General features: G+C 64.5%; 17 protein-coding genes and 1 tRNA gene. 9 read left to right on the top strand and 9 right to left on the bottom strand.

The window, feature by feature from the left end:
• Positions 1-9 precede the first annotated feature (9 nt).
• Positions 10-1560, bottom strand: coding sequence for a PspC domain-containing protein (locus E3T39_RS06505; protein ID WP_166784064.1), 1551 nt, complete (start codon positions 1558-1560; stop codon positions 10-12).
• Positions 1561-1672: 112 nt separating this feature from the next.
• Here E3T39_RS06505 and E3T39_RS06500 point away from each other — a divergent pair, with 112 nt between their 5' ends.
• Positions 1673-3049 carry an ATP-binding protein gene (locus tag E3T39_RS06500; protein WP_134513881.1) on the top strand — a complete coding sequence of 459 codons (1377 nt, stop codon included), beginning with the start codon at positions 1673-1675 and terminating at the stop codon, positions 3047-3049.
• The gene (locus tag E3T39_RS06495) at positions 3046-3750 is read left to right on the top strand and encodes a LuxR C-terminal-related transcriptional regulator (protein WP_134513880.1); all 705 of its coding nucleotides are present in this window, start codon (positions 3046-3048) and stop codon (positions 3748-3750) included. The genes E3T39_RS06500 and E3T39_RS06495 overlap by 4 nt, the downstream gene beginning before the upstream one ends.
• Positions 3751-3788: 38 nt before the next feature.
• On the opposite strand, the gene E3T39_RS06490 is transcribed toward E3T39_RS06495, so the two are convergent.
• The 5 genes from E3T39_RS06490 to E3T39_RS06470 all read right to left on the bottom strand — a co-directional run bounded on the left by E3T39_RS06490 (position 3789) and on the right by E3T39_RS06470 (position 8924).
• Complete coding sequence (locus tag E3T39_RS06490; RefSeq protein ID WP_134513879.1) at positions 3789-4409, bottom strand: response regulator; 621 nt, start codon at positions 4407-4409, stop codon at positions 3789-3791.
• Positions 4406-5626 (bottom strand): sensor histidine kinase, encoded by a 1221-nt coding sequence (locus tag E3T39_RS06485; protein ID WP_134513878.1) that lies wholly within the window; start codon positions 5624-5626, stop codon positions 4406-4408. Before E3T39_RS06485 ends, E3T39_RS06490 begins: the two co-directional genes overlap by 4 nt.
• 37 nt (positions 5627-5663) lie before the next feature.
• The gene (locus E3T39_RS06480) at positions 5664-6518 is read right to left on the bottom strand and encodes an ABC transporter permease (RefSeq protein ID WP_134513877.1); all 855 of its coding nucleotides are present in this window, start codon (positions 6516-6518) and stop codon (positions 5664-5666) included.
• Entirely contained in the window at positions 6515-7441 is a 927-nt protein-coding gene (locus E3T39_RS06475) for an ABC transporter ATP-binding protein (RefSeq protein WP_134513876.1), read from the bottom strand. Before E3T39_RS06475 ends, E3T39_RS06480 begins: the two co-directional genes overlap by 4 nt.
• A gap of 280 nt (positions 7442-7721) precedes the next feature.
• Positions 7722-8924, bottom strand: a complete 1203-nt coding sequence (locus tag E3T39_RS06470) for a pyridoxal phosphate-dependent aminotransferase (protein WP_134513875.1) — start codon at positions 8922-8924, stop codon at positions 7722-7724.
• 266 nt (positions 8925-9190) lie between these two features.
• Here E3T39_RS06470 and E3T39_RS06465 point away from each other — a divergent pair.
• The 5 genes from E3T39_RS06465 (at position 9191) to rplA (ending at position 12026) form a co-directional block, all read left to right on the top strand.
• Positions 9191-9263 (top strand) — tRNA-Trp (locus E3T39_RS06465).
• 40 nt (positions 9264-9303) lie between these two features.
• A complete protein-coding gene (gene secE / locus E3T39_RS06460) occupies positions 9304-9576 on the top strand; it encodes a preprotein translocase subunit SecE (RefSeq protein WP_104192465.1) in 273 nt (90 codons plus the stop codon).
• 118 nt (positions 9577-9694) lie between these two features.
• Complete coding sequence (gene nusG, locus E3T39_RS06455) at positions 9695-10663, top strand: transcription termination/antitermination protein NusG (RefSeq protein ID WP_134513874.1); 969 nt, start codon at positions 9695-9697, stop codon at positions 10661-10663.
• A 119-nt stretch (positions 10664-10782) separates the two neighbouring features.
• Positions 10783-11214: a 50S ribosomal protein L11 gene (rplK, locus tag E3T39_RS06450; protein WP_092106326.1), complete on the top strand. Its 432-nt coding sequence runs from the start codon at positions 10783-10785 to the stop codon at positions 11212-11214.
• A 122-nt stretch (positions 11215-11336) separates the two neighbouring features.
• The gene (gene rplA, locus E3T39_RS06445) at positions 11337-12026 is read left to right on the top strand and encodes a 50S ribosomal protein L1 (RefSeq protein WP_104192468.1); all 690 of its coding nucleotides are present in this window, start codon (positions 11337-11339) and stop codon (positions 12024-12026) included.
• Positions 12027-12201: 175 nt separating this feature from the next.
• On the opposite strand, the gene E3T39_RS06440 is transcribed toward rplA, so the two are convergent.
• The 3 genes from E3T39_RS06440 to E3T39_RS06430 all read right to left on the bottom strand — a co-directional run bounded on the left by E3T39_RS06440 (position 12202) and on the right by E3T39_RS06430 (position 16301).
• Entirely contained in the window at positions 12202-13566 is a 1365-nt protein-coding gene (locus tag E3T39_RS06440) for an NAD-dependent succinate-semialdehyde dehydrogenase (RefSeq protein WP_134513873.1), read from the bottom strand.
• 99 nt (positions 13567-13665) lie between these two features.
• Positions 13666-14625, bottom strand: a complete 960-nt coding sequence (locus E3T39_RS06435) for an ATP-binding cassette domain-containing protein (RefSeq protein ID WP_134513872.1) — start codon at positions 14623-14625, stop codon at positions 13666-13668.
• A gap of 194 nt (positions 14626-14819) precedes the next feature.
• Positions 14820-16301, bottom strand: a complete 1482-nt coding sequence (locus E3T39_RS06430) for a helix-turn-helix transcriptional regulator (protein WP_134513871.1) — start codon at positions 16299-16301, stop codon at positions 14820-14822.
• Between the two features lie 147 nt (positions 16302-16448).
• Between E3T39_RS06430 and aceB the strand changes: the two genes are divergently transcribed.
• Together aceB and E3T39_RS06420 are read left to right on the top strand one after the other, a co-directional pair.
• Entirely contained in the window at positions 16449-18122 is a 1674-nt protein-coding gene (gene aceB, locus E3T39_RS06425; protein ID WP_134513870.1) for a malate synthase A, read from the top strand.
• A gap of 256 nt (positions 18123-18378) precedes the next feature.
• A complete protein-coding gene (locus E3T39_RS06420) occupies positions 18379-19041 on the top strand; it encodes a M73 family metallopeptidase (RefSeq protein WP_134513869.1) in 663 nt (220 codons plus the stop codon).
• Positions 19042-19187: the final 146 nt, after the last annotated feature.

Below are 19187 nucleotides of genomic sequence, written 5' to 3'. Positions count from 1 at the left end.
GGTGGGGTCCTAGTTGTTGGAGGAATCGAGCGTCACGACGCCGGCGAGGGTCCAGATGCGCACGAGCGGGCCGTCGCCACGGTTGCTCGCGTTGAAGGTGCGCGCATCGACGGCGAGCACGCCCATGTTCTCGCCGTTTTCAACGGCAACAGCGCGGCCGGAATACTCCACACCGCCGACCAGGGCGTGCGATTCGACGCGCACCGGGGCATCCTGTGGGAGTTGAATGTCGGTGGCGCCGGTGAGGAGCCAGACGTCGATGACGGCGTGCTCGTCGAGACCGGGGTTGTCGAAATCGCTCAGGTTGAGCGTGGTGTTGCCCACGATCATGGCGTAGCTGGAGGTCTGGTCTGCCGCGGCGGAATTCGCGCTCGGCGACCAGACGGTGTTGCCGACAACCGAGAATTGGGTGCCCTGCGGGAACACTCCGAGCACGACGAGGGTGGCCGCAGCCAGAAAGGCGAACCCGCCCATGGCGCCGTCGGTGCGTCCGCGGATTCCGGCGATGACGATGCCGAGCGCGAGCACTCCGAGGGCGAATGCGACGCCGAGAATGACCGCGTCCTGCGACCAGATGCCGTTCGAATTCACACCGGCAGCCACGGCGCCGGTGGCCAAAGCCAGGCCCAGCACGATGGCGCTGTAGCCGGCACCGGGACGGCGGGCGCGAACCCGGGCGCGGTGGGCTTGCTGGCGGGCGCGGTTCTGTTCCTGCCAGGCTCGATTCTGTTCAGAGCGGATGCTCCTGGCCGAGTCCGGCGCGTACGGATTGATCGGGGCATAGGTTGTGCCGACGGTCGGAGCGGCTGTCGTGGCCGTGCTCGTGGCGGCGACAGCCAGGTTCGGGGCGGCTATGGTGTGCGGTTCGGCAGGGCCCGCGCTCGCGGTGGTCGTGCTCGTCTGGGCGGAATCCGACGACGGGGCCGCAGCATCCGTTTGGGGGTACATGCCCGCGTCGGGACCGGAAGCCGGTCGTGGGTCGTAGACGCTGCCAGGGCCGAACGGGCCGGTTGAACCGGTCGGGCCAGCGGGGGGAGCGAACGGCCCGAAACCGGGCCTCGAATCGGGTGCCCGGCGCGGTTTCCGGGAACGGCGCACCAGATACACGACCAGCCAGACGATGCCCGCAGTGACTGCCAGACCCCAGCCGAAGGAGAAGAGGCTCTCGATCCAATCGGGAAGCGCCCACAGGCCGGTTGAGCCGTTCCATCCGAAGCCACGGAACAGCGGCACGACGGTGAACAGGAGTAGAGCGCCGATCGCGATCATGGCCGGTTCGAAGCGGCCGCGGATGGCGGTTTCGGCATAGATACGGCCGCCGCGTGGCAGGAGTGCCCAGCCGACGGCGTAAGCGAAGACAACGGGTCCGCCGAGAATGGCGATCACGACGGCGATGCCGCGCACGATCAGTGGGTCGAGCCCGGTGCGGGCGGCAATGCCGCCGCAGACGCCGGCGATCCAGCGGTCGCCGTCGCGGTGGAGGCCGCTGCCGCGGATCCAGTCGAAGAAGCGGGTGATTTGGTCGGGGCGAGGTGTTTGGGCCCTCGGTGTGTCGGTCATGACCCGAGTCTGACAGCGCGCTGAGACCGCTGCCATGGGGGATGACCCTGATTGAACCCTGATTGATGGCAGTGGAATCTCCACTGCGGGTGGAGCGTGCTTGGATGAACAGGTGAGAACCGAACGGATGACCCGGCCCCGGCTCCGCCTCGTCGGCGGAGTGTGTGCCGGTTTCGCCGAGCACACCGGCGTTCCCCTCGCCACGGTGCGACTGGTCACGGTGCTGCTCAGCTTTTGTAGCGGCTTCGGTGCCCTGTTCTATGCCTGGCTGTGGGTGACGATTCCTTCGGGCGGCGCGGCAGCGGACCCGCTGCCCAAGTCGAGCCTCGCGCGGTCGAATGTCGCGTCCGCTCTTTCCTCTGCCTCGGTTCAGGCCGCCCCGGCGACACTGTCGGGTTCCGAGGCCATGATCGGCCGGAGTGGGTTCTCCCGAGCGGATGCCGACTCCGCCCGAGCCGCGCCCGTCACCGAAATCCTGCTCGGCCTCGCCCTGCTGGCTGCCGGTGGCGCCCTCGTGGCGAGCCGCCTCGGTGCCGACATCCCGCTCGCCGTGGTGGTGCCCGCCATCGTCGTGCTGGCCGGAACCGCACTCGCCTGGCGCCAGTTCGCCGATATGCGCAGCGGCGCGGCTCAGCAATCCTCGGGGTTGCTGGTGCGCATTCTGGGGGCGCTGGTCCTGGTCGCCGTGGGTATTCTGCTGTTTTTCGTGACGGGCACCAACCCGAACGCGTGGACGGTTATTCTGGCCGCGGCATCCGTCCTGCTCGGTGTCGCAGTGGTGACTGCGCCGTGGCTGCTGCGGCTGTGGAGTGACCTCGCCGACGAGCGCGCCGCACGGGCCCGTGAAGCGGAACGGGCCGACATTGCCGCGCACCTGCACGATTCGGTGCTGCAGACCTTGGCGCTCATCCAGCAGAAGGCCGGGCCACACAGCGATGCCGCGCGGCTGGCCCGCGCGCAGGAACGCGAACTGCGCGAGTGGCTGTTCACCGGGAGCCGATCCGGAGGCGCCGAACCCGCGACCGATCTGGCCGCCGCGCTGCGCCGCATCGCCGGGGAGATCGAAGAGGACTTTGCGGTGCACTTCGAGGTTGTCACGGTCGGCGCCGGGGTGGGCGTGCGTTCGGCGGCCAGCCCCGAAGCGAACGTGAGCAGCGCGGATGCCCCGGAATCGCTCGTCGCGGCCGCCCGCGAGGCCATGCTCAACGCGGCCAGGCATGCCGGCGGAGCCGTGTCGGTGTACCTCGAGACGAGTGCACGCGGCATTGAACTGAGCGTCACTGACCGGGGCCCGGGCTTTCGGCTCGCCCTGATTCCTCCAGACCGCCTCGGCGTGCGCGAATCCATTTTCGGGCGCATGCGTCGGGCCGGCGGAACCGCCGCCGTGCGCCCAGGTCCGGGCGGCGCCGGCACCGAGATTCTGCTGACCCTGCCGACGCGAACCGTATCGGCCACCGATGAGCACCACACCGAAACGAGCGTGCGATGACCGACCACAATGTGAGCGACCGGGCGGCCATCGAGCCGAGCGCGGCATCCGCTGGCCTGCGCGTACTCATCGTCGACGACCACTCCATCTTTCGGTCGGGACTGCGCGCCGAACTCGATGCCGACATCACCGTGCTCGGCGAGGCAGCGACAGTCGACGCGGCCATCAACTCGGTGATCGACCTGCAGCCGCGGGTCGTGCTGCTCGACGTGCACCTGCCAGGCGGGCACGGCGGGGGCGGCGCCGAGGTCATTCGTGAGGCGGCGCCGCGCGCACCGCACACCCTGTTCCTGGCGCTCAGCGTCTCTGACGCTGCCGACGACGTCGTGAGCGTCATTCGAGCAGGGGCCCGCGGCTACATCACCAAGAGCGCCTCAGGAGCCGAAGTCTCCGAGGCGGCCCGCCGGGTCGCCGACGGTGACGCCGTGTTCTCTCCCCGCCTGGCCGGCTTCGTCCTCGACGCCTTCGGCGCTGTCGCCGGAGAGACGGCCGAGACGACCGAAGAACTCGACCGGCTCTCCGCCCGCGAAACCGAGGTGATGCGCCTCATCGCCCGGGGCTACAGCTACAAGGAGGTCGCCAGCACCCTGTTCATCGCGGCCAAGACCGTCGAAACGCATGTCTCGTCCGTGCTGCGCAAGCTGCAGCTGTCGAGTCGGCACGAACTGACAGCCTGGGCGCTCGAGCGCAAGCTGCTCTAGCCCGCGCTACAGCGGGCCCGGTGTGAAACGGGCCGAACTCACAGCAGGCCGAGTTCCATGGCGAGGGTCACCGCGCGGGTGCGATCCTTCACCGCGAGTTTCTCAAAAACGTGCAATAGGTGGGTTTTCACGGTTGCCTCACCGATGAACAACGATCGTGCGATCTCGGGGTTGCTCTCGCCCGCGCCGACGAGCCGCAGTACGTCGAGTTCGCGCGGTGACAGCCGTGCCACTGCCGTCTGCCCACGAACGCGGTGCACGAGCTTCGCTGCAATAGTCGGAGCCAGCACGGTCTGACCGGCTGCGACCGACCGCACGCCGGCGATGATCTCCTCCTGGGGCGCGGCCTTGAGCAAGTAACCGCTCGCGCCGGCTTCGATTGCACCAAGAATCTGGTCGTCGCTCTCATACGTCGTCAGAATCAGGACCCTGATGCTTGCCGCCGTTGAGACAATTTGCGCGGTCGCCGCGGCGCCGCCCAGACCGGGCATGCGCAGGTCCATGAGCACAAGATCGGGCCGAAGCTCCAAGGCCAATCGCACCGCCTCGGCGCCGTCCGCGGCCTCTCCGACGATGGAGATGTCGTCGGCCTGGGTCAGCAGGCTCACGATACCGCCGCGCACGATGGGATGGTCATCGGCAACCAGCACGCGAATCATGCGCCGACCTCGGTGCGGAGGGTTTCCCGGTCAGGCGCCAGGGCGGGCGGTGCGGGCAACGGCACGGTCACCCGCAGCAGCGTTCCGCCCGTCGGCCGGGTGCCAAGCTCCAATTCACCGTGCACGAGCAGTACCCGGTCGCGCATCCCGGCCAGACCGAAGCCGGTGTTGGGGTCGGCGCGGGGACGGCCCAGGCCGTAGCCGTCGTCGCTGACGGTGAGTACCACCGCGGCCCCAATGCGTTCGATCAGAACGGATGCCGCCCCCGCCCCCGAATGCTGCCGCACGTTCGCGAGACCCTCCTGCACACAGCGGAGGAGCACCACCTCGACTTCGCGGTCGATGTCGCCGACCTGCACAGTGGCATCCGTCTGGATGCCTGTTTCTTGCGTGAAGCGATCGGCCAACCGCAGAATCGTGCCGGCCAGACCCATCCCGGGTTCGCGCACCGGTGAGAGGGTGGCCACCAGCGCGCGAGTCTCGGTGAGGGCTTCACGGGCGTTGGTTTCGATCAAATCGATGCTGGCCTGCGCGGCCGACACCCGGGCCGGGATGGCCGTGAGCTCACCACGGGTGCGCTCGGCGAGCATGACCAGCCCGGTGAGGGTTTGGGCGATGGTGTCGTGAATGTCGCGGGCCAGCCGTTCCCGTTCGGCGGAACTGCCCGCCGCACGGTGCAGGGTGGCGAGCTCGCCCTGCGTGACGGTGAGCTCGTCCAGCAGACGGCGGTGCCGTTCGCCGGCGGAAATGACGCGCGTCATCCAGGTCCCGAGGGCGATCGCGAAGATAAACGAGATCGCCTCGGTTGCACCGGCTTCGGCCGCTGCTGCCACGGTGCCGCCGAGGCTCAGGGTAAGGCCGAGACCGACCGAAATGGCGAGGGTGGCGCTCAGCCAGACCGCTGCCGCGTAGGAGCCAGCGAGAACCCAGACCACCGGAAATCCAATGGCCTGCAGGGTTGCGAGGTTTGGAGCGAACGCGGCACCCACGCCACAGCCGAGAATCACCGTCACCAGAAAAGCCACACTGGACGCCGTCCGGCCGGTGCAAACAAGACGGATGCCGCGCCGCCCGAACCCCAGATAGGCCAGGCCGAGCCCGGCAAGGGTGGCCAGCGCTCCGCCGAGGCTCCCACCGGCCGGATAGAGGGCGACCGTGATCGCCATGGCGGCGAGGGCCCCGCCGAAAGCCACGTCCCACCAGCGCGCACTCGTCATGGTTCCAGCATCCCATCTGTGCGGGGTGGACGGGCGCTCACGCGTCGCGGCGAATCCACCGAAACGTCACCCGGCTCAGCAGCAGCCCCACAACAAGCCACACCCCGAGGGCGAGGGCGACCCAGACCAGTTCCCAGGATCCGGTCTGTTCGGCGGCCGCGAAGCTGTCGGGGAGAAAGACCGACCGCATGCCCTGTGCCATCCACTTGAGCGGAAAGATGCTGGCCAGGTTCTGCATCCAGTCGGGCAGGGCCGTGAACTGCAGGTAGACCCCCGAGATGAACTGGAGCACGAGAACCACCGGAATCACGACGGCCGTTGCGCTCTTGCCCGATCGCGGCACCGCCGACAGCGCAATGCCGAGGAACGCGCTCGTGATCACGCCGAACACAAACACCCAGGCGAAGGTCGCCCATTTCTCGGGCTCGCTCGGTAGCGCGATATCGAGCACGAACCGTGCAACGAGCAGCAGCAGACCCGCCTGCAGAATCGCGGTGACGAACACCTGCCCGATCTTGCCGAGAAAATAACTCAGTGGTGACAGTGGGGTGCCGCCCAGCCGTTTGAGCGTGCCGTCACTCTTTTCGCCGGCGATGTCCACCGCAAGGTTCTGCACGCCGGAGAGCAGCATGCCGGCGGCGAGCATGCCGGGCAGGTAGTAGGCGCCAACGCTGACGCCGCCGACTCCGTCAGCGTTTCCCCCGATATTGCCCGCGGCGCTGAAGGCGGCGGTGAAGATTGCGAGCATGACGAACGGAAAGAAGAACGTGAAGAACAGGGTGTCGGGGGAGCGAAAGTAGTGACGCGTCTCATAGCCGATCCGCGACAGGCCAAGCACGAGCGTGCCGGGGGACTTCCTCGGCAATCGGGTGCCCGTGATAGTGGCGCTCATGCTCGCACCATGCGTACGTTTTGTTCGGCATCAGCGGATGCCGTCATCTCGTTTCGCGCAGCAGTCGCCTCGTTGCCGCGCACGAGCGACAGGTACACGTCTTCGAGGCTCGGTCGAATCACCTCGAGGTCCGCGGGTTCGGCGCCGTTCAAACGTGCTACGAGTTCGGCAACGACCCGGGCGGGGTGGCTGGTGCGCTCTTCGCGCAGCATTCCGTTGCGCTCGCGCCAGCGCACGAGGGGTATTCGCGCATCCGCTCCACCGATTTCGTCGATCGAACCGATGTCGATGAGCTGGCCACCGGCGATGATGCCAGCCCGGTCGCCGAGTTGAGCGGCCTCGTCGAGGTAGTGGGTGGTCAGAAGGATGGTTGTGCCCTCCGTTTTGAGAGAGCGAATGAGGTCCCAGAATTGATGACGGGCTTCGGGATCGAAGCCCGTGGTCGGTTCGTCGAGAAACAACAACGCGGGGCGGCCAATGATGCCGAGCGCGACATCTACTCGGCGGCGCTGACCGCCGGAGAGTTTGCTGATGCGGGTTTTCGCCTTCTCGCGCAGGCCAGCCGCGTCGATGACCTCGTCGACATCGCGGGGGTGGGAATAGAACCCGGCGAAGTGGCGCAGCTGCTCGGTGACGGTGACATTGCCGCTCTCACCGCTGGTCTGCAGCACGATGCCGAGGCGAGCCTTCCAATCGAGGTCGCCGCGGCGTGGATCGACGCCGAGCACGCTCACGTCGCCGCCGGTGCGGTCGCGGTAGCCCTCGAGAATCTCAATGGTCGTACTCTTGCCGGCGCCATTGGGGCCGAGCAGGGCGAAGGTTTCGCCGGCGGAGATGGAAAAGCTCACGCCGCGCACCGCCTCAACGCTGCCGTACGATTTCTGTAGGTCGCGCACCTGCACGACCGGGGGAATGGATGTCATGGATCCAGATTCCCACGCCAGCGCCGCGCACACCACCGCCGCCAGTCGTAGTTGCGTATCCACCAGTCGATGGATGTCGCCGCCCGCGTCGACCCGTGCGTGCGCGCCGCCGACCCGTGAGTTTGAGTTGCCGACCCGTGAGTGCCAGCCCGATTCTGCGTCCGAAACACTTCAAACTCACGGCTCGGCGGGTCAGCGGGTCGTAAACTCACGGCTCGGCCAGCCCGAAGGATGGGCGGCGGGGTGTGAGAGCGCGGGGACCCCTGAGCGGGCCCAGGCGTTAGGCGAACAGGCGCTGCAGGCGCTGCAGGCCCTCGAGCAGGGTGTCGTCGCCGAGGGCGTAGGACAGGCGCAGAAACCCGCTCGGGCCGAAAGCCTCGCCCGGAACGGCGGCGACTTCGGCTTGGTCGAGAATGAGGTCGGCTAGCTCGAGTGACGTCGTCGGGGTGACGCCACCCCACTCACGCCCGAGCAGTCCGGTCACGTCGGGGTAGACGTAGAAAGCACCCTGGGGAGTCGGGGTCACGACACCCGGGATCTTGTCCAGTTCAGCGATGATCAACTTGCGGCGGCGGTCGAAGGCCACCCGCATGGCCTCGGCGGAGTCCTGCGGGCCATTCAGCGCAGCGATTCCCGCGCGTTGCGAGATGTTCGACACGTTCGACGAGAGGTGGGACTGCAGGTTCGCTGCCGCCTTCATGGCGTCGGCGGGGCCGACCATCCAGCCGAGGCGCCAGCCGGTCATGGCATACGTTTTGGCCACACCGTTGACCAGGATGGTGCGGTCGGCAAGTGCCGGAACGGCCTCGACAATCGAAACGGCACGAACCCCGTCATAGGTGAGGTTCTGGTAGATCTCATCGGAGATGACCCAGAGGCCGTTGTCTTCGGCCCACTGGCCGATGGCCCTGGTTTGTTCCGGCGAATAGACGGCGCCGGTGGGGTTCGACGGTGACACGAAGAGCAGCACCTTGCTGCGGGGGGTGCGCGCGGCCTCGAGCTGCTCGACGGTCACGACGTATCCCTGGTCGCTGCCGGCAAAGACATCGACCTGCACCCCGCCGGCCAGGCGGATTGCTTCGGGGTACGTTGTCCAGTACGGGGTCGGCACAATGACCTCGTCGCCCGGATCGAGCAGGGTCGCGAAGGCCTGATACACGGCCTGCTTGCCACCGTTGGTCACGACAACCTGGTTCGGAGACACTGCAAGCCCGCTGTCGCGCAGCGTCTTCGCCGCGATGGCCTCGCGCAACTCGGGCAGCCCGGCCGCGGGGGTGTAACGATAGTTCCTGGGGTCGCGCACGGCGGCCAGTGCTGCCTCCACGATGTGCTCGGGCGTCTGAAAATCGGGTTCCCCCGCCGCGAAGCTGATTACCGGCCGCCCGGCCGCTTGCAGCGCCTTGGCCTTTCCGTCAACCTTGAGGGTCGCCGACTCAGCAATAGAGCCGATCCGAGTAGAAATTCGCTTGAGTTCGTGAGCCACACGTTGAGCTTAGCTACCCGACCCGCGCGCGGGCTAGATAGGCGCGGGGTGGAAGAAACGTGTGCCGAACTGCCCCTCAGTTTGTGCCAAAATAAGTAACGAGGCATCGGCTCCGTTCCCGGAGTGGACCCGTCTCAGCTTTACAGTGGCCGGTCCGTGACCTAGACTGGCTTAAGGTAGATAAATCCTGCCATGCTTTTTTGCGCCTTTTTCCGAGTGATTTCATTTGGATCAAAGTGCAGTCTGCGTGACGAGTTTACGTCTATAGGGTGGTGGCTCAATTGGTAGAGCAGCGGTCTCCAAAACCGCAGGTTGCAGGTTCGAGTCCTGTCCGCCCTGCACATCGGTAGAAATCTGCCGACCATGAGAGGTGTAACAGGTGGCCCGAAAAGTTGTCGACGAACCTAGTGAGGAAATCGTCGCGAACGCACGAATTGCCCGCGAGTCCAATCGCGGTCCTTTCGCTCGGTTGTCCCTGTTCATCAAGCAGGTTTTCGCGGAACTGCGTAAGGTCGTCACCCCGACTCGCAAAGAGCTGCTGAGCTACACCGGTGTCGTGCTCGTCTTCGTGATCATCATGATGGCGATCGTGTCTGCTTTTGACTGGGTCTTCGGTTTCGTTGTTCTTTATGTTTTCGGAACGCCGGGCTAATACGCAGCGAACACATTCGCTCTGGCGGAACGTCTGTACCACCGGAACGTCTCTACCACCGGCACGGAAACGTGCCCAGACAACTTGCACATGTATAAAAATTAGGGATTGAGATTTAGTGACTGAGACGAAGCACGACGATGTCGACTGGGCCACTGCCGCCGAGCAGTCCTCCGAGGAGGACGAGGCGCAGGAGGGCAACACCCTGGCCGCCGACGAAGACTCCATCGAGGCAGCCGAGCAAGTGGCCCTGCACGTTATAGACGAGAACGACGACGTTGAGGTCAACCTCGACGCCGCACTCGATGCCCTCGCCGACTCCTCCGATCCCGAAGCTGACGCCATCGTCGACGACGCACTCGACATTGACTCGGCCGAAGAAGCCGACGCATCCGTCGAGGCCGTTGAGGACGAAGACGAACTCGTCACCGCCGAAGCTACCGCCGAGACCGACACGGATGCCGACGCCGAGATCGACCCGTACGAAGCCTTCCGCAAGGAACTTCGTTTTCTGCCGGGTAAGTGGTACGTCATTCACTCCTACGCCGGTTTCGAGCGCCGCGTGAAGTCGAACATTGAGAACCGTAAGCAGTCCATGGCGATGGAAGACTTCATCTACCAGTGCGAAGTTCCCATGGAAGATGTCGTCGAGATCAAGAACGGCCAGCGCAAGATGGTCACCCGCGTGCGCATCCCCGGCTACGTGCTCGTACGGATGGACCTCGACGAAGACAGCTGGTCGGTTGTTCGCCACACCCCCGGTGTGACCGGCTTCGTCGGCAACGCCCACAACCCTACGCCGCTGCGCTTCGAAGAAGCCTTCGGAATGCTCAAGGGACTCGTCGAAATCGTCGAAGCCCCGACCAAGGCTGGCGGCGCCCCCGGAAAGTCGGCGCAGCGCGTCATCGCAGCCGAGGTCGACTACGAAATCGGCGAGACCATCACGATCAAGGAAGGTTCGTTCGCGGGCCTGCCCGGTTCGATCAGCGAGATCAAGCCGGAGAGCGGCAAGCTCATCGTGCTCGTCTCCCTGTTTGAGCGTGAGACCCCGGTCGAGCTCAGCTTCGACCAGGTCACCAAGCTCTAACCAAGCGGATGCCCTGATAAGGGTAATCCACGCTGGTTTCCCCAAACCACCGGGGCCCATCCGGGCCACCGGGAGAGCGGCCTCCGGGCTGCTCGCACATCAATACGAAGGACAACACAATGGCACCGAAGAAGAAGGTTACAGGTCTGATCAAACTTCAGATCAAGGCCGGCGCAGCCAACCCCGCACCGCCCATCGGGCCGGCACTGGGTCAGCACGGCGTTAACATCATGGAGTTCTGCAAGGCCTACAACGCGGCGACCGAAGCCCAGCGTGGCAACGTCATCCCCGTTGAGATCACCGTCTACGATGACCGCTCGTTCACGTTCATCCTGAAGACCCCGCCCGCGGCGGAGCTCATCAAGAAGGCCGCCGGCGTCGCCAAGGGCAGCGGAACCCCGCACACCGTCAAGGTTGCCAACCTCACGCAGGCCCAGGTCCGCGAGATCGCTGAAGCGAAGATGGTTGACCTCAACGCCAACGACATCGACGCCGCCGCGAAGATCATCGCCGGAACTGCCCGCTCCATGGGCATCACGGTCAGCGCCTAGCACCAACAACTGCGCAAACACCCCCGCATCAGCGCCCCACGGCGCCTGTGCACCCTTAGCAATTAGTGGAAGAGCCTTGCCAGGCTCGCACCACACTCTGAAGTACATACAGGAGATTTCACATGGCAACCAAGTCAAAGGCGTACCGCGCCTCCGCCGCGAAAATCGGCGAAGACAACGTCTTCACCCCGGCCGAGGCCGTAGCCCTCGCCAAGGAGACCGGCTCCGCGAAGTTCAACTCCACGGTTGAGGTCGCCCTCCGCCTCGGAGTCGACCCCCGCAAGGCCGACCAGATGGTTCGTGGAACCGTCATCCTCCCGCACGGCACCGGCCGCACCGCCCGCGTCATCGTCTTCGCAACCGGCCCTGCCGCCGAAGCCGCTATCGCAGCCGGTGCCGACGAGGTCGGTGGCGACGAGCTCATCGAAAAGGTAGCCGCTGGCTACACCTCGTTCGACTCAGCCGTCTCGACCCCCGAGCTCATGGGTAAGGTCGGTCGTCTCGGAAAGGTTCTCGGCCCGCGTGGCCTCATGCCCAACCCGAAGACCGGAACCGTGACGCCCGACGTCGCCAAGGCCGTTTCCGACATCAAGGGCGGAAAGATCGAATTCCGCGTCGACAAGCACTCCAACGTGCACTTCGTCGTCGGCAAGGCGTCCTTCTCCGTTGAGCAGCTGAACGAGAACATCTCCGCGGCGCTCGAAGAGGTCGTTCGCCTCAAGCCGAGCTCGTCCAAGGGCCGTTACATCACGAAGGGCGTCGTCTCGACCACCTTCGGTCCTGGCATCCAGCTCGATGTCAACAGCATCTAAGGCGCGAAGCATCTAAGCACCAGCTTTATAGAGAAGGGCCCGTCCTCGGACGGGCCCTTCTTGTTTTAACCGGATGGCTGACCGCGCCTCATATCGTTAGGCGCTACGGTAACCGGCGTAGCGGCTACCGAAAATGGGCGCGTGCATCCGCTGAGAGGCTGTAGCGGCGGCCGGGTTAGCCGACGCGGATCATCTTCTTGTTGACGAATTCGTCGGCGCCGAAACGGCCGAGTTCGCGCCCCGAGCCGGACCTCTTAACGCCACCGAAGGGCAGCTCGGCACCGTCGGCACCGACCAAATTGATGAAGACCATGCCGGCCTCAATGCCGTCGGCCACGCGGAGGGCCTGCTCTGGGTCGGTGGTGAAGACGTAGGAACCCAGGCCGAACGGGGTGTTGTTGGCCAACGCGACCGCGGCGGCCTCGTCGGGAACGCTGAAGATCTGCGCGACCGGGCCGAAGAACTCTTCGTGGAAGGCATCGGAGCCGGGAACTACGCCAGTGAGCACGGTTCCGGCGAAGAAGTTGCCTTCAGCCGTTCCGCCCGTGACGAGGGTGGCACCCTGAGCCACAGCGCGCGCAACCTGCTCGGTGAGAGTTTCGGTAGCCTTTGCCGACGAGAGCGGCCCGAGTCCGGTGCCGTCCTTGGTCGGATCGCCCAGCTCGACGGCGGCGATTGCCGCGGTGAACTTATCGAGGAAAGGCTGATAGAGCTCCTCGATGACGATAAAGCGCTTGGCCGCATTGCAGGCCTGGCCATTGTTGTCGAGGCGAGCGGCCACGGCGGCGCCGACGGTCTCATCCAGGTTGTCGGTAGACAGCAGGATGAACGGGTCTGAGCCGCCGAGCTCGAGCACGACCTTCTTCAAGTTGCGCCCGGCGATCTCCGCAATCGCAGCTCCCGCGCGCTCCGAACCGGTGAGCGAGACACCCTGCACGCGCTTGTCGGCGATGACCGTGGCGATCTGATCATGGGAAGCATAGAGGTTGGTGTATGCCCCCTCGGGGAAACCGGCGTCGAGCATGATCTGCGCGATCGCGGCGGCCGATTCGGGGCACTGCTCGGCGTGCTTGAGCAGGATGGTGTTGCCGATGATCAGGTTCGGTCCGGCGAAACGGGCAACTTGGTAGTACGGGAAGTTCCACGGCATGATGCCGAGCAGCACGCCAAGCGAGCTGCGACGGATGAGGGCCGAACCCTCGCCGGCGAGCAGGTTGATGGCTTCGTCCTTCAGTAAATCCGTCGCATTGTCGGCGTAATAGGCGTAGATGTCGGCGCTGAAGTCGACCTCGCCGAGGGCCTGTTCCATGGGCTTACCCATTTCGCGCACGATGATTTCGGCAAGCTCCTGGCGGCGCGCAAGGTGCAGTTCGGCCACGCGGCGCATAAGCGCTGCGCGCTCGTCGACGCTGGTCGAGCGCGACCAGGTGTGGGCGTTGTCTGCGGTGATGAGTGCGGCGGTGAGCTCGGTATCCGAGATTGTGTCGTAGGTCTTGACTGTCTCCCCGGTGGCCGGGTTGATGACTGCGTAGCTGGTCATAGGCTTTATCCTTCACTGGTCGGGCACCCAAACCGGCGCCGGTGCAAACTCTGATTCGTCAAAGATATAGCAACGGATGATTGCCTCCATGCGCCCAATCTACAAGGCCGGGCTTCCCAGCGATTCATTCTCGGATGCGTGGAGCAGCTCGCGGGTGTATGGATGCTTGGGGGAGCCACACAGGTCAGCGACCGAGGCGTATTCAACGATCGCACCGGTACGCACAACAGCAACACGGTGGCAGATCCGCGCCGCGACGTGCACCGAGCCCGTCACGATGATCATCGTCAACTTGTGTTTGCGCTGTAACTTGCTCAGGAGCTCAAGAATGTCTGCGCTGTCGGACGCGTTCAGGGTGTCGGTCGGGTCGTCGGCCACCAGCAGATTCGGGCTGCCGGCGAGGGCATTGGCAATGTGAACGCGCTGTGCCAGAATCGCCGACACGTCGCGCGGGTAGGCGGTAAAGGTGTGTTCCGGATTTTCGATACCGGCCTGGCCCAGCAGATCCAGGCACCGTTCGTACGCGGCCGGTTTTGACAGACCGCCGCCGGAACGCAGCGGTGCGGCCAGCTGGGTTCCCACCGTCATATTTGGGTCGAGGCTATCCCGTGGGCTGCGCGGCAGGTACGCGACCTTGGCATCGTGCAGCCGGGAGAAAGATCGTGGGGGCAGTCCGACCAGTTCGACGCCGTTGAACAGAATCGACCCGGATCGGATGGTCGCCGGGGCAGGAAGTACGCCGGCGATGCACTGGGCGACTTCGAGGGCGCCAGAAGACGCATCGCCAACCAGCCCGATGACCTCGCCGCAGGTGATGGACAGTGAGATGCCGTGCACTAAGCGCGGTGCGTCCACGTGCGCCGCCGACGCAACCTGCAGCCCGCGCACATCGAGCAGTGCCGCGGAACGAAACCAGTGTGACGGCATGGGCGCGGTCGTTTCGGCCTGCGGGGGAGGCTGAACCTGATCGTGCGGCTCGTTCATCGATAATTTCACCGAGGGGATGCCCGCGCGTACGGCGCGAGTGAGACGACGAAATACGTTGCGAGCGTCACTCATCGTCGGCTCGCATTTCAGTCGGTCGAGACGAGCGGCGACGCGTGGGACTAGCCCAACCGACAATCTCTGGTGCGTGGTACCGCAAAAAGGCCGCTTAACTAGAGCGTTTTTTCGCGTCCTGACAATGGTACCGAAAAGTGATACCGACGTCGTACCGGTTTGTATGCTGCAGAGCGGATGCGCTCGCTGGCAGGTCAGTGCGGTGAATGGGCCTCGAGAAATTCGTACACCTCGGTCTGGTCCACACCGGGAAAGGTGCCGGTGGGCAGCGCGGCGAGCAGGCTCGTCGGGGTGCGTGCGGCCGGCCAGGACTGGCCGGCCCAGCGACCGGCCAGATTGTCGGGCGCGCGGCGGCAGCAGGATTCGTCGGGGCACAGTGAGACGGCGCGGTTCGCGGTCTCCCGGCCTCGAAACCACTTTACGTGAGCGAACGGCACGCCAACGCTCACCGAGTACTCGCCCTCCTTGGCTTTCTCGATGCGGGAAGTACACCAGAAGCTTCCGGCCGGCATGTCCGTGTACTGGTACCAGGCGCTGAAGCGGTCTTCGACGTCGAAAACGGTACGAGCCGTCCAGCTGCGGCAAACCGTGGTGCCCTCGACCGCGCCGAGCGCGTCGCTCGGAAATCGCACGTTGTCATTCTCGTAGGCCTTGATGATCGTGCCGGACTCGTGCACCTTCATGAAGTGCACCGGAATATCCAGCCGCGCCGTGGCGAGATTGGTGAAGCGGTGAGCGGCCGTCTCGTAGGAGACCGCGAAAGCGTCCCGTAAGTCCTCCATGGAAATACGCCGCAGGGTCTTGGCCTCGGTCAGCATGCGCACCGCGTCCCGCTCCGGCAACAGGATCGCGGCCGTGAGATAGTTGGTTTCCACGCGTTGGCGCAGAAATTCGGCATAATTTTTCGGCTCTTCGTGCGCGCAGAGGTGGCTTGCGAAGGCCTGCACGATCGGCGAGCGGGAATCCCTCGACGCCGAATGCTCGGTGGGTAGGTAGATGCGCCCGTTGCGTTTGTCGGTGACCGACCGGGTGGAGTGTGGTAAATCGTTCACGTAGTGCAGCGAAAAACCCAGGTGAGTGGCCATGTCGGCGACGAGCTGCTGGGACACCGGACCACCGGAGTGCCCGACTGCGGTGAGCAACTCGAGGGCCTGCGCCTCCAGCTCGGGAAAATAGTTGTCTTGCTGACGCATGATCTGGCGCAGCGCGGAATTGGCCCGGCGGGCCTCCTCCGGAGTCGCGGCTCGTTCGCGGTTGAGCCGGTCGATTTCATTGTGCAGGCTCAGGATGGTCTGCAGTGTTTCGTCGCTTTGGCCTTTGCTCACACGGATGCGGGGGAGTCCGAGGGCCTGGAACACCGGCCCGCGCTGGGCGCGTTCGACCGAGATTTCCAGGGCAGCACGCTCGGAGGGAGCATCCGTTCGCATCAGGTCTTCGACGGTGGTGCCGAGCGCGAGGGCAATCGTGCGCAGCATGGACAGGCGCGGCTCGCGTTTTCCGTTCTCCATCATCGACACCTGCGAGGGTGCCCGGTCGATCGCGGCGGCGAGGGAGTCCAGCGTCATACGCCGCGCGGTACGTAACTCCCTGATGCGACGCCCCAGCGTGAGCGCATCGAGTTCGGGTTCATCGGCGGCGAGGGAGGAGAGCGCGGCGAGGGCTTCGGCGGGGACCATAGCCTCAGTGTCGCAGATCGCAAAAGTTTCCACAATCAGAAGAACCGGGTTTCTTCTGCGCATTGATTGGGGTTCTGCCCGGCCCGCGCCGGGCAGAGTAGAGGCACAGGCACGCACCTACTTTCTACTTTCGCAAGGAGCCAGACCATGAACACTCCGAACCCCACCCTCGATCAGGCGGTCAACTCCGAAACCGTGAAGACGAGCACCGGCAGCTTCGCCACGATCCGTCCGCACCTCGAAGTCACCGGCCCGCTCGGCGACCGTTACGACGAGATCCTTACCCCGGACGCCCTCGAATTTCTCGCCGAGCTGCACGAGCTTTTCGCCGGCACCCGACACGACCTGCTCGCCGCTCGGCTGCAAACCCGAGTGGATACCGCGAACGGTCGCGACCCCCGGTTTCTGAGCGAAACCGAGAGCATCCGTCTGGACCCGACCTGGACCGTTGCGGGAGCCGGACCTGGCCTGGAGGACCGCCGGGTGGAGATCACCGGTCCGACCGACCGCAAGATGGCTATTAACGCGCTCAACTCGAGCGCCAAGGTTTGGCTCGCCGACCAGGAGGACGCCACGAGTCCTACCTGGACCAACGTGATCGAGGGCCAGCTGACGTTGTTCGATCAGGTGCGCGGTCAGCTCAGCTTCACAAGCCCCGAAGGTAAGAAGTACGAGATCACGAACGAGTCGACGCCGACTATCGTGATGCGTCCGCGAGGCTGGCACCTCGTTGAAAAGCACATCACGTTCGTTGATCGCGCCAACCGCCGTATGAAGTCCTCTGGCAGCCTCATCGACTTCGGCCTGTATTTCTTTCACAACGCCAAGAAGCTCATTGAGAACGGTACCGGCCCGTACTTCTATCTGGCCAAGCTGGAGAGCCACAAGGAAGCACGCCTGTGGAATGACATCTTCACCTACGCCGAGGAGCGTCTGGGTATCGAGTACGGCACCATTCGCGCCACGGTGCTGATCGAAACGATTCAGGCCGGCTTCGAGATGGAAGAAATTCTCTACGAACTGCGCGACCACTGCGCCGGTCTCAACGCCGGACGCTGGGACTACATCTTCAGCATTATCAAGACTTTTCGCTCCCGTGGCAGCCGGTTTGTTTTTCCCGACCGCAAGCAGATCACCATGACGGTGCCGTTTATGCGGGCGTACACCGAACTGCTCGTCGCCACTTGCCACCGTCGCGGAGCCTTCGCCATCGGGGGTATGAGCGCCTTCATCCCGAACCGCCGCGACCCGGCGGTCACCGAGCAGGCTCTCGCCCAGGTTGCCGCGGACAAGAAGCGTGAGGCCACCGACGGTTTCGACGGTTCCTGGGTTGCCCACCCCGACCTGATCCCGACCGCTCAGGCCGAGTTCGACACGGTGCTCGGCGACCGCCCGAACCAGCTCGAACGCACCCGCCCCGAGGTGAGTGTGACGGCCGCCCAGCTTCTCGACATTGCGTCGGTCGGCGGCCAGGTTACCGAGGCCGGCGTGCGAGGCAACGTACTCATCTCCCTGCGGTATATCGAGTCCTGGCTGCGTGGGGTCGGCGCCGCGGCGATCGACAACCTGATGGAAGACGCCGCAACCGCGGAAATTTCCCGTTCGCAGCTCTGGCAGTGGATCCACGAGAACTCGGTCACCGCCGAGGGGCGCCGGATCGACTCTGACTGGGTTGAAGAGGTGCTCGACGAGGTCGTGGACGGCCTCGAACGCACGCCCACCGACCGCTTTGACGATGCACTCACGGTGCTGCGCACCTCGGCTCTCGAGCCGGAATTTCCGACCTTCCTGACGGTCGGAGCGTACGCCCGCTTCTTCTAACTTATTCGGCGTTCGCGGAAGCGGGCAAACGGATGCTTCACCCCGGCATCATCACAGGGGTGACAGCAACTGTTTGCCCGTTTTTTCGTTGCCGAAGGATGCCACCGGTCCACCCCCCAGTTTGGGGGCACGCTGACACTCAACGGGGGGCATACATGAGCTTGAGTCATCTCTAATGTTTTGAATATAGATAATGAAAAACATTCATTATCTTACTTCTGAACTGACAATTTGAGATGAGACTGACGTGAAACTTATGTTGAACCGCAAGAAAGCCATCATCGGCGCCGGGGGCGTCGCAGTGGCGCTGACCATGGCCCTCGCTGCGCTGGGGCCAACCGGTGCGTACTTCAGCGACACCGAGCAGGGAAATATCACTGGTGCTCTTGGTTCGATCGAGGTCACCGGTGCGAACACGGACCTCAGCTACACGAATTTGTTGCCCGGTGAACCTCAAACGGTAACTGCGGGGTTTCAAAACACAGGGCTGAACAACCAGGACGTGTGGGTAGTTTTCAATAACGAAAAAGCACTGCACGCTCTCAACAACTTGGGTAAGTACGGCAACTTCACGGTTGCGAGCGGTGGAACTGCCGTTTTCGCCTCAACAAACCTGCAGGACGGTGCCTACGCGGCCTCAAATAGCTGCAGCAACTTCTTTGAGCAGGCGAACCGAGGCTGCTGGCCGCTAGAAAAGGCGTACAAGTTGGCGTCCAACCTCGCGCCCAATGAAGGCGGCGACGTTTCGTTCACCTTTGCTTACGGCGCGGCCATGACTTCGGGAGCAGGCGCGTGGAATCAGTTCCCGGTCCAGTTCGCGGGCGGCGTGAAATACCCCGCTGCTGAAGGTTACGGTCTGCCGTATCAGATCGTCGCCACGCAGGTGGGTCACGAGCCCGGGGAGGTCGGGGTCAACTGAAAGCGGCTCCGGTTGCCGTCAGCGGGCGGCATCCGGAGCTTTCGGGACGCATCAATACCGACACAGTGGCGGATAACACGTGCAAAAACGCTTCTTTGCAGTGCCGCAACTTAGGAATCAGGCCTAAGGCTTGGTCCGGAGGCTTG

This window comes from Cryobacterium suzukii (genome assembly GCF_004403185.1).
Taxonomy (GTDB): domain Bacteria; phylum Actinomycetota; class Actinomycetes; order Actinomycetales; family Microbacteriaceae; genus Cryobacterium; species Cryobacterium suzukii.
This window is presented reverse-complemented; position numbering and strand designations above follow the sequence as displayed.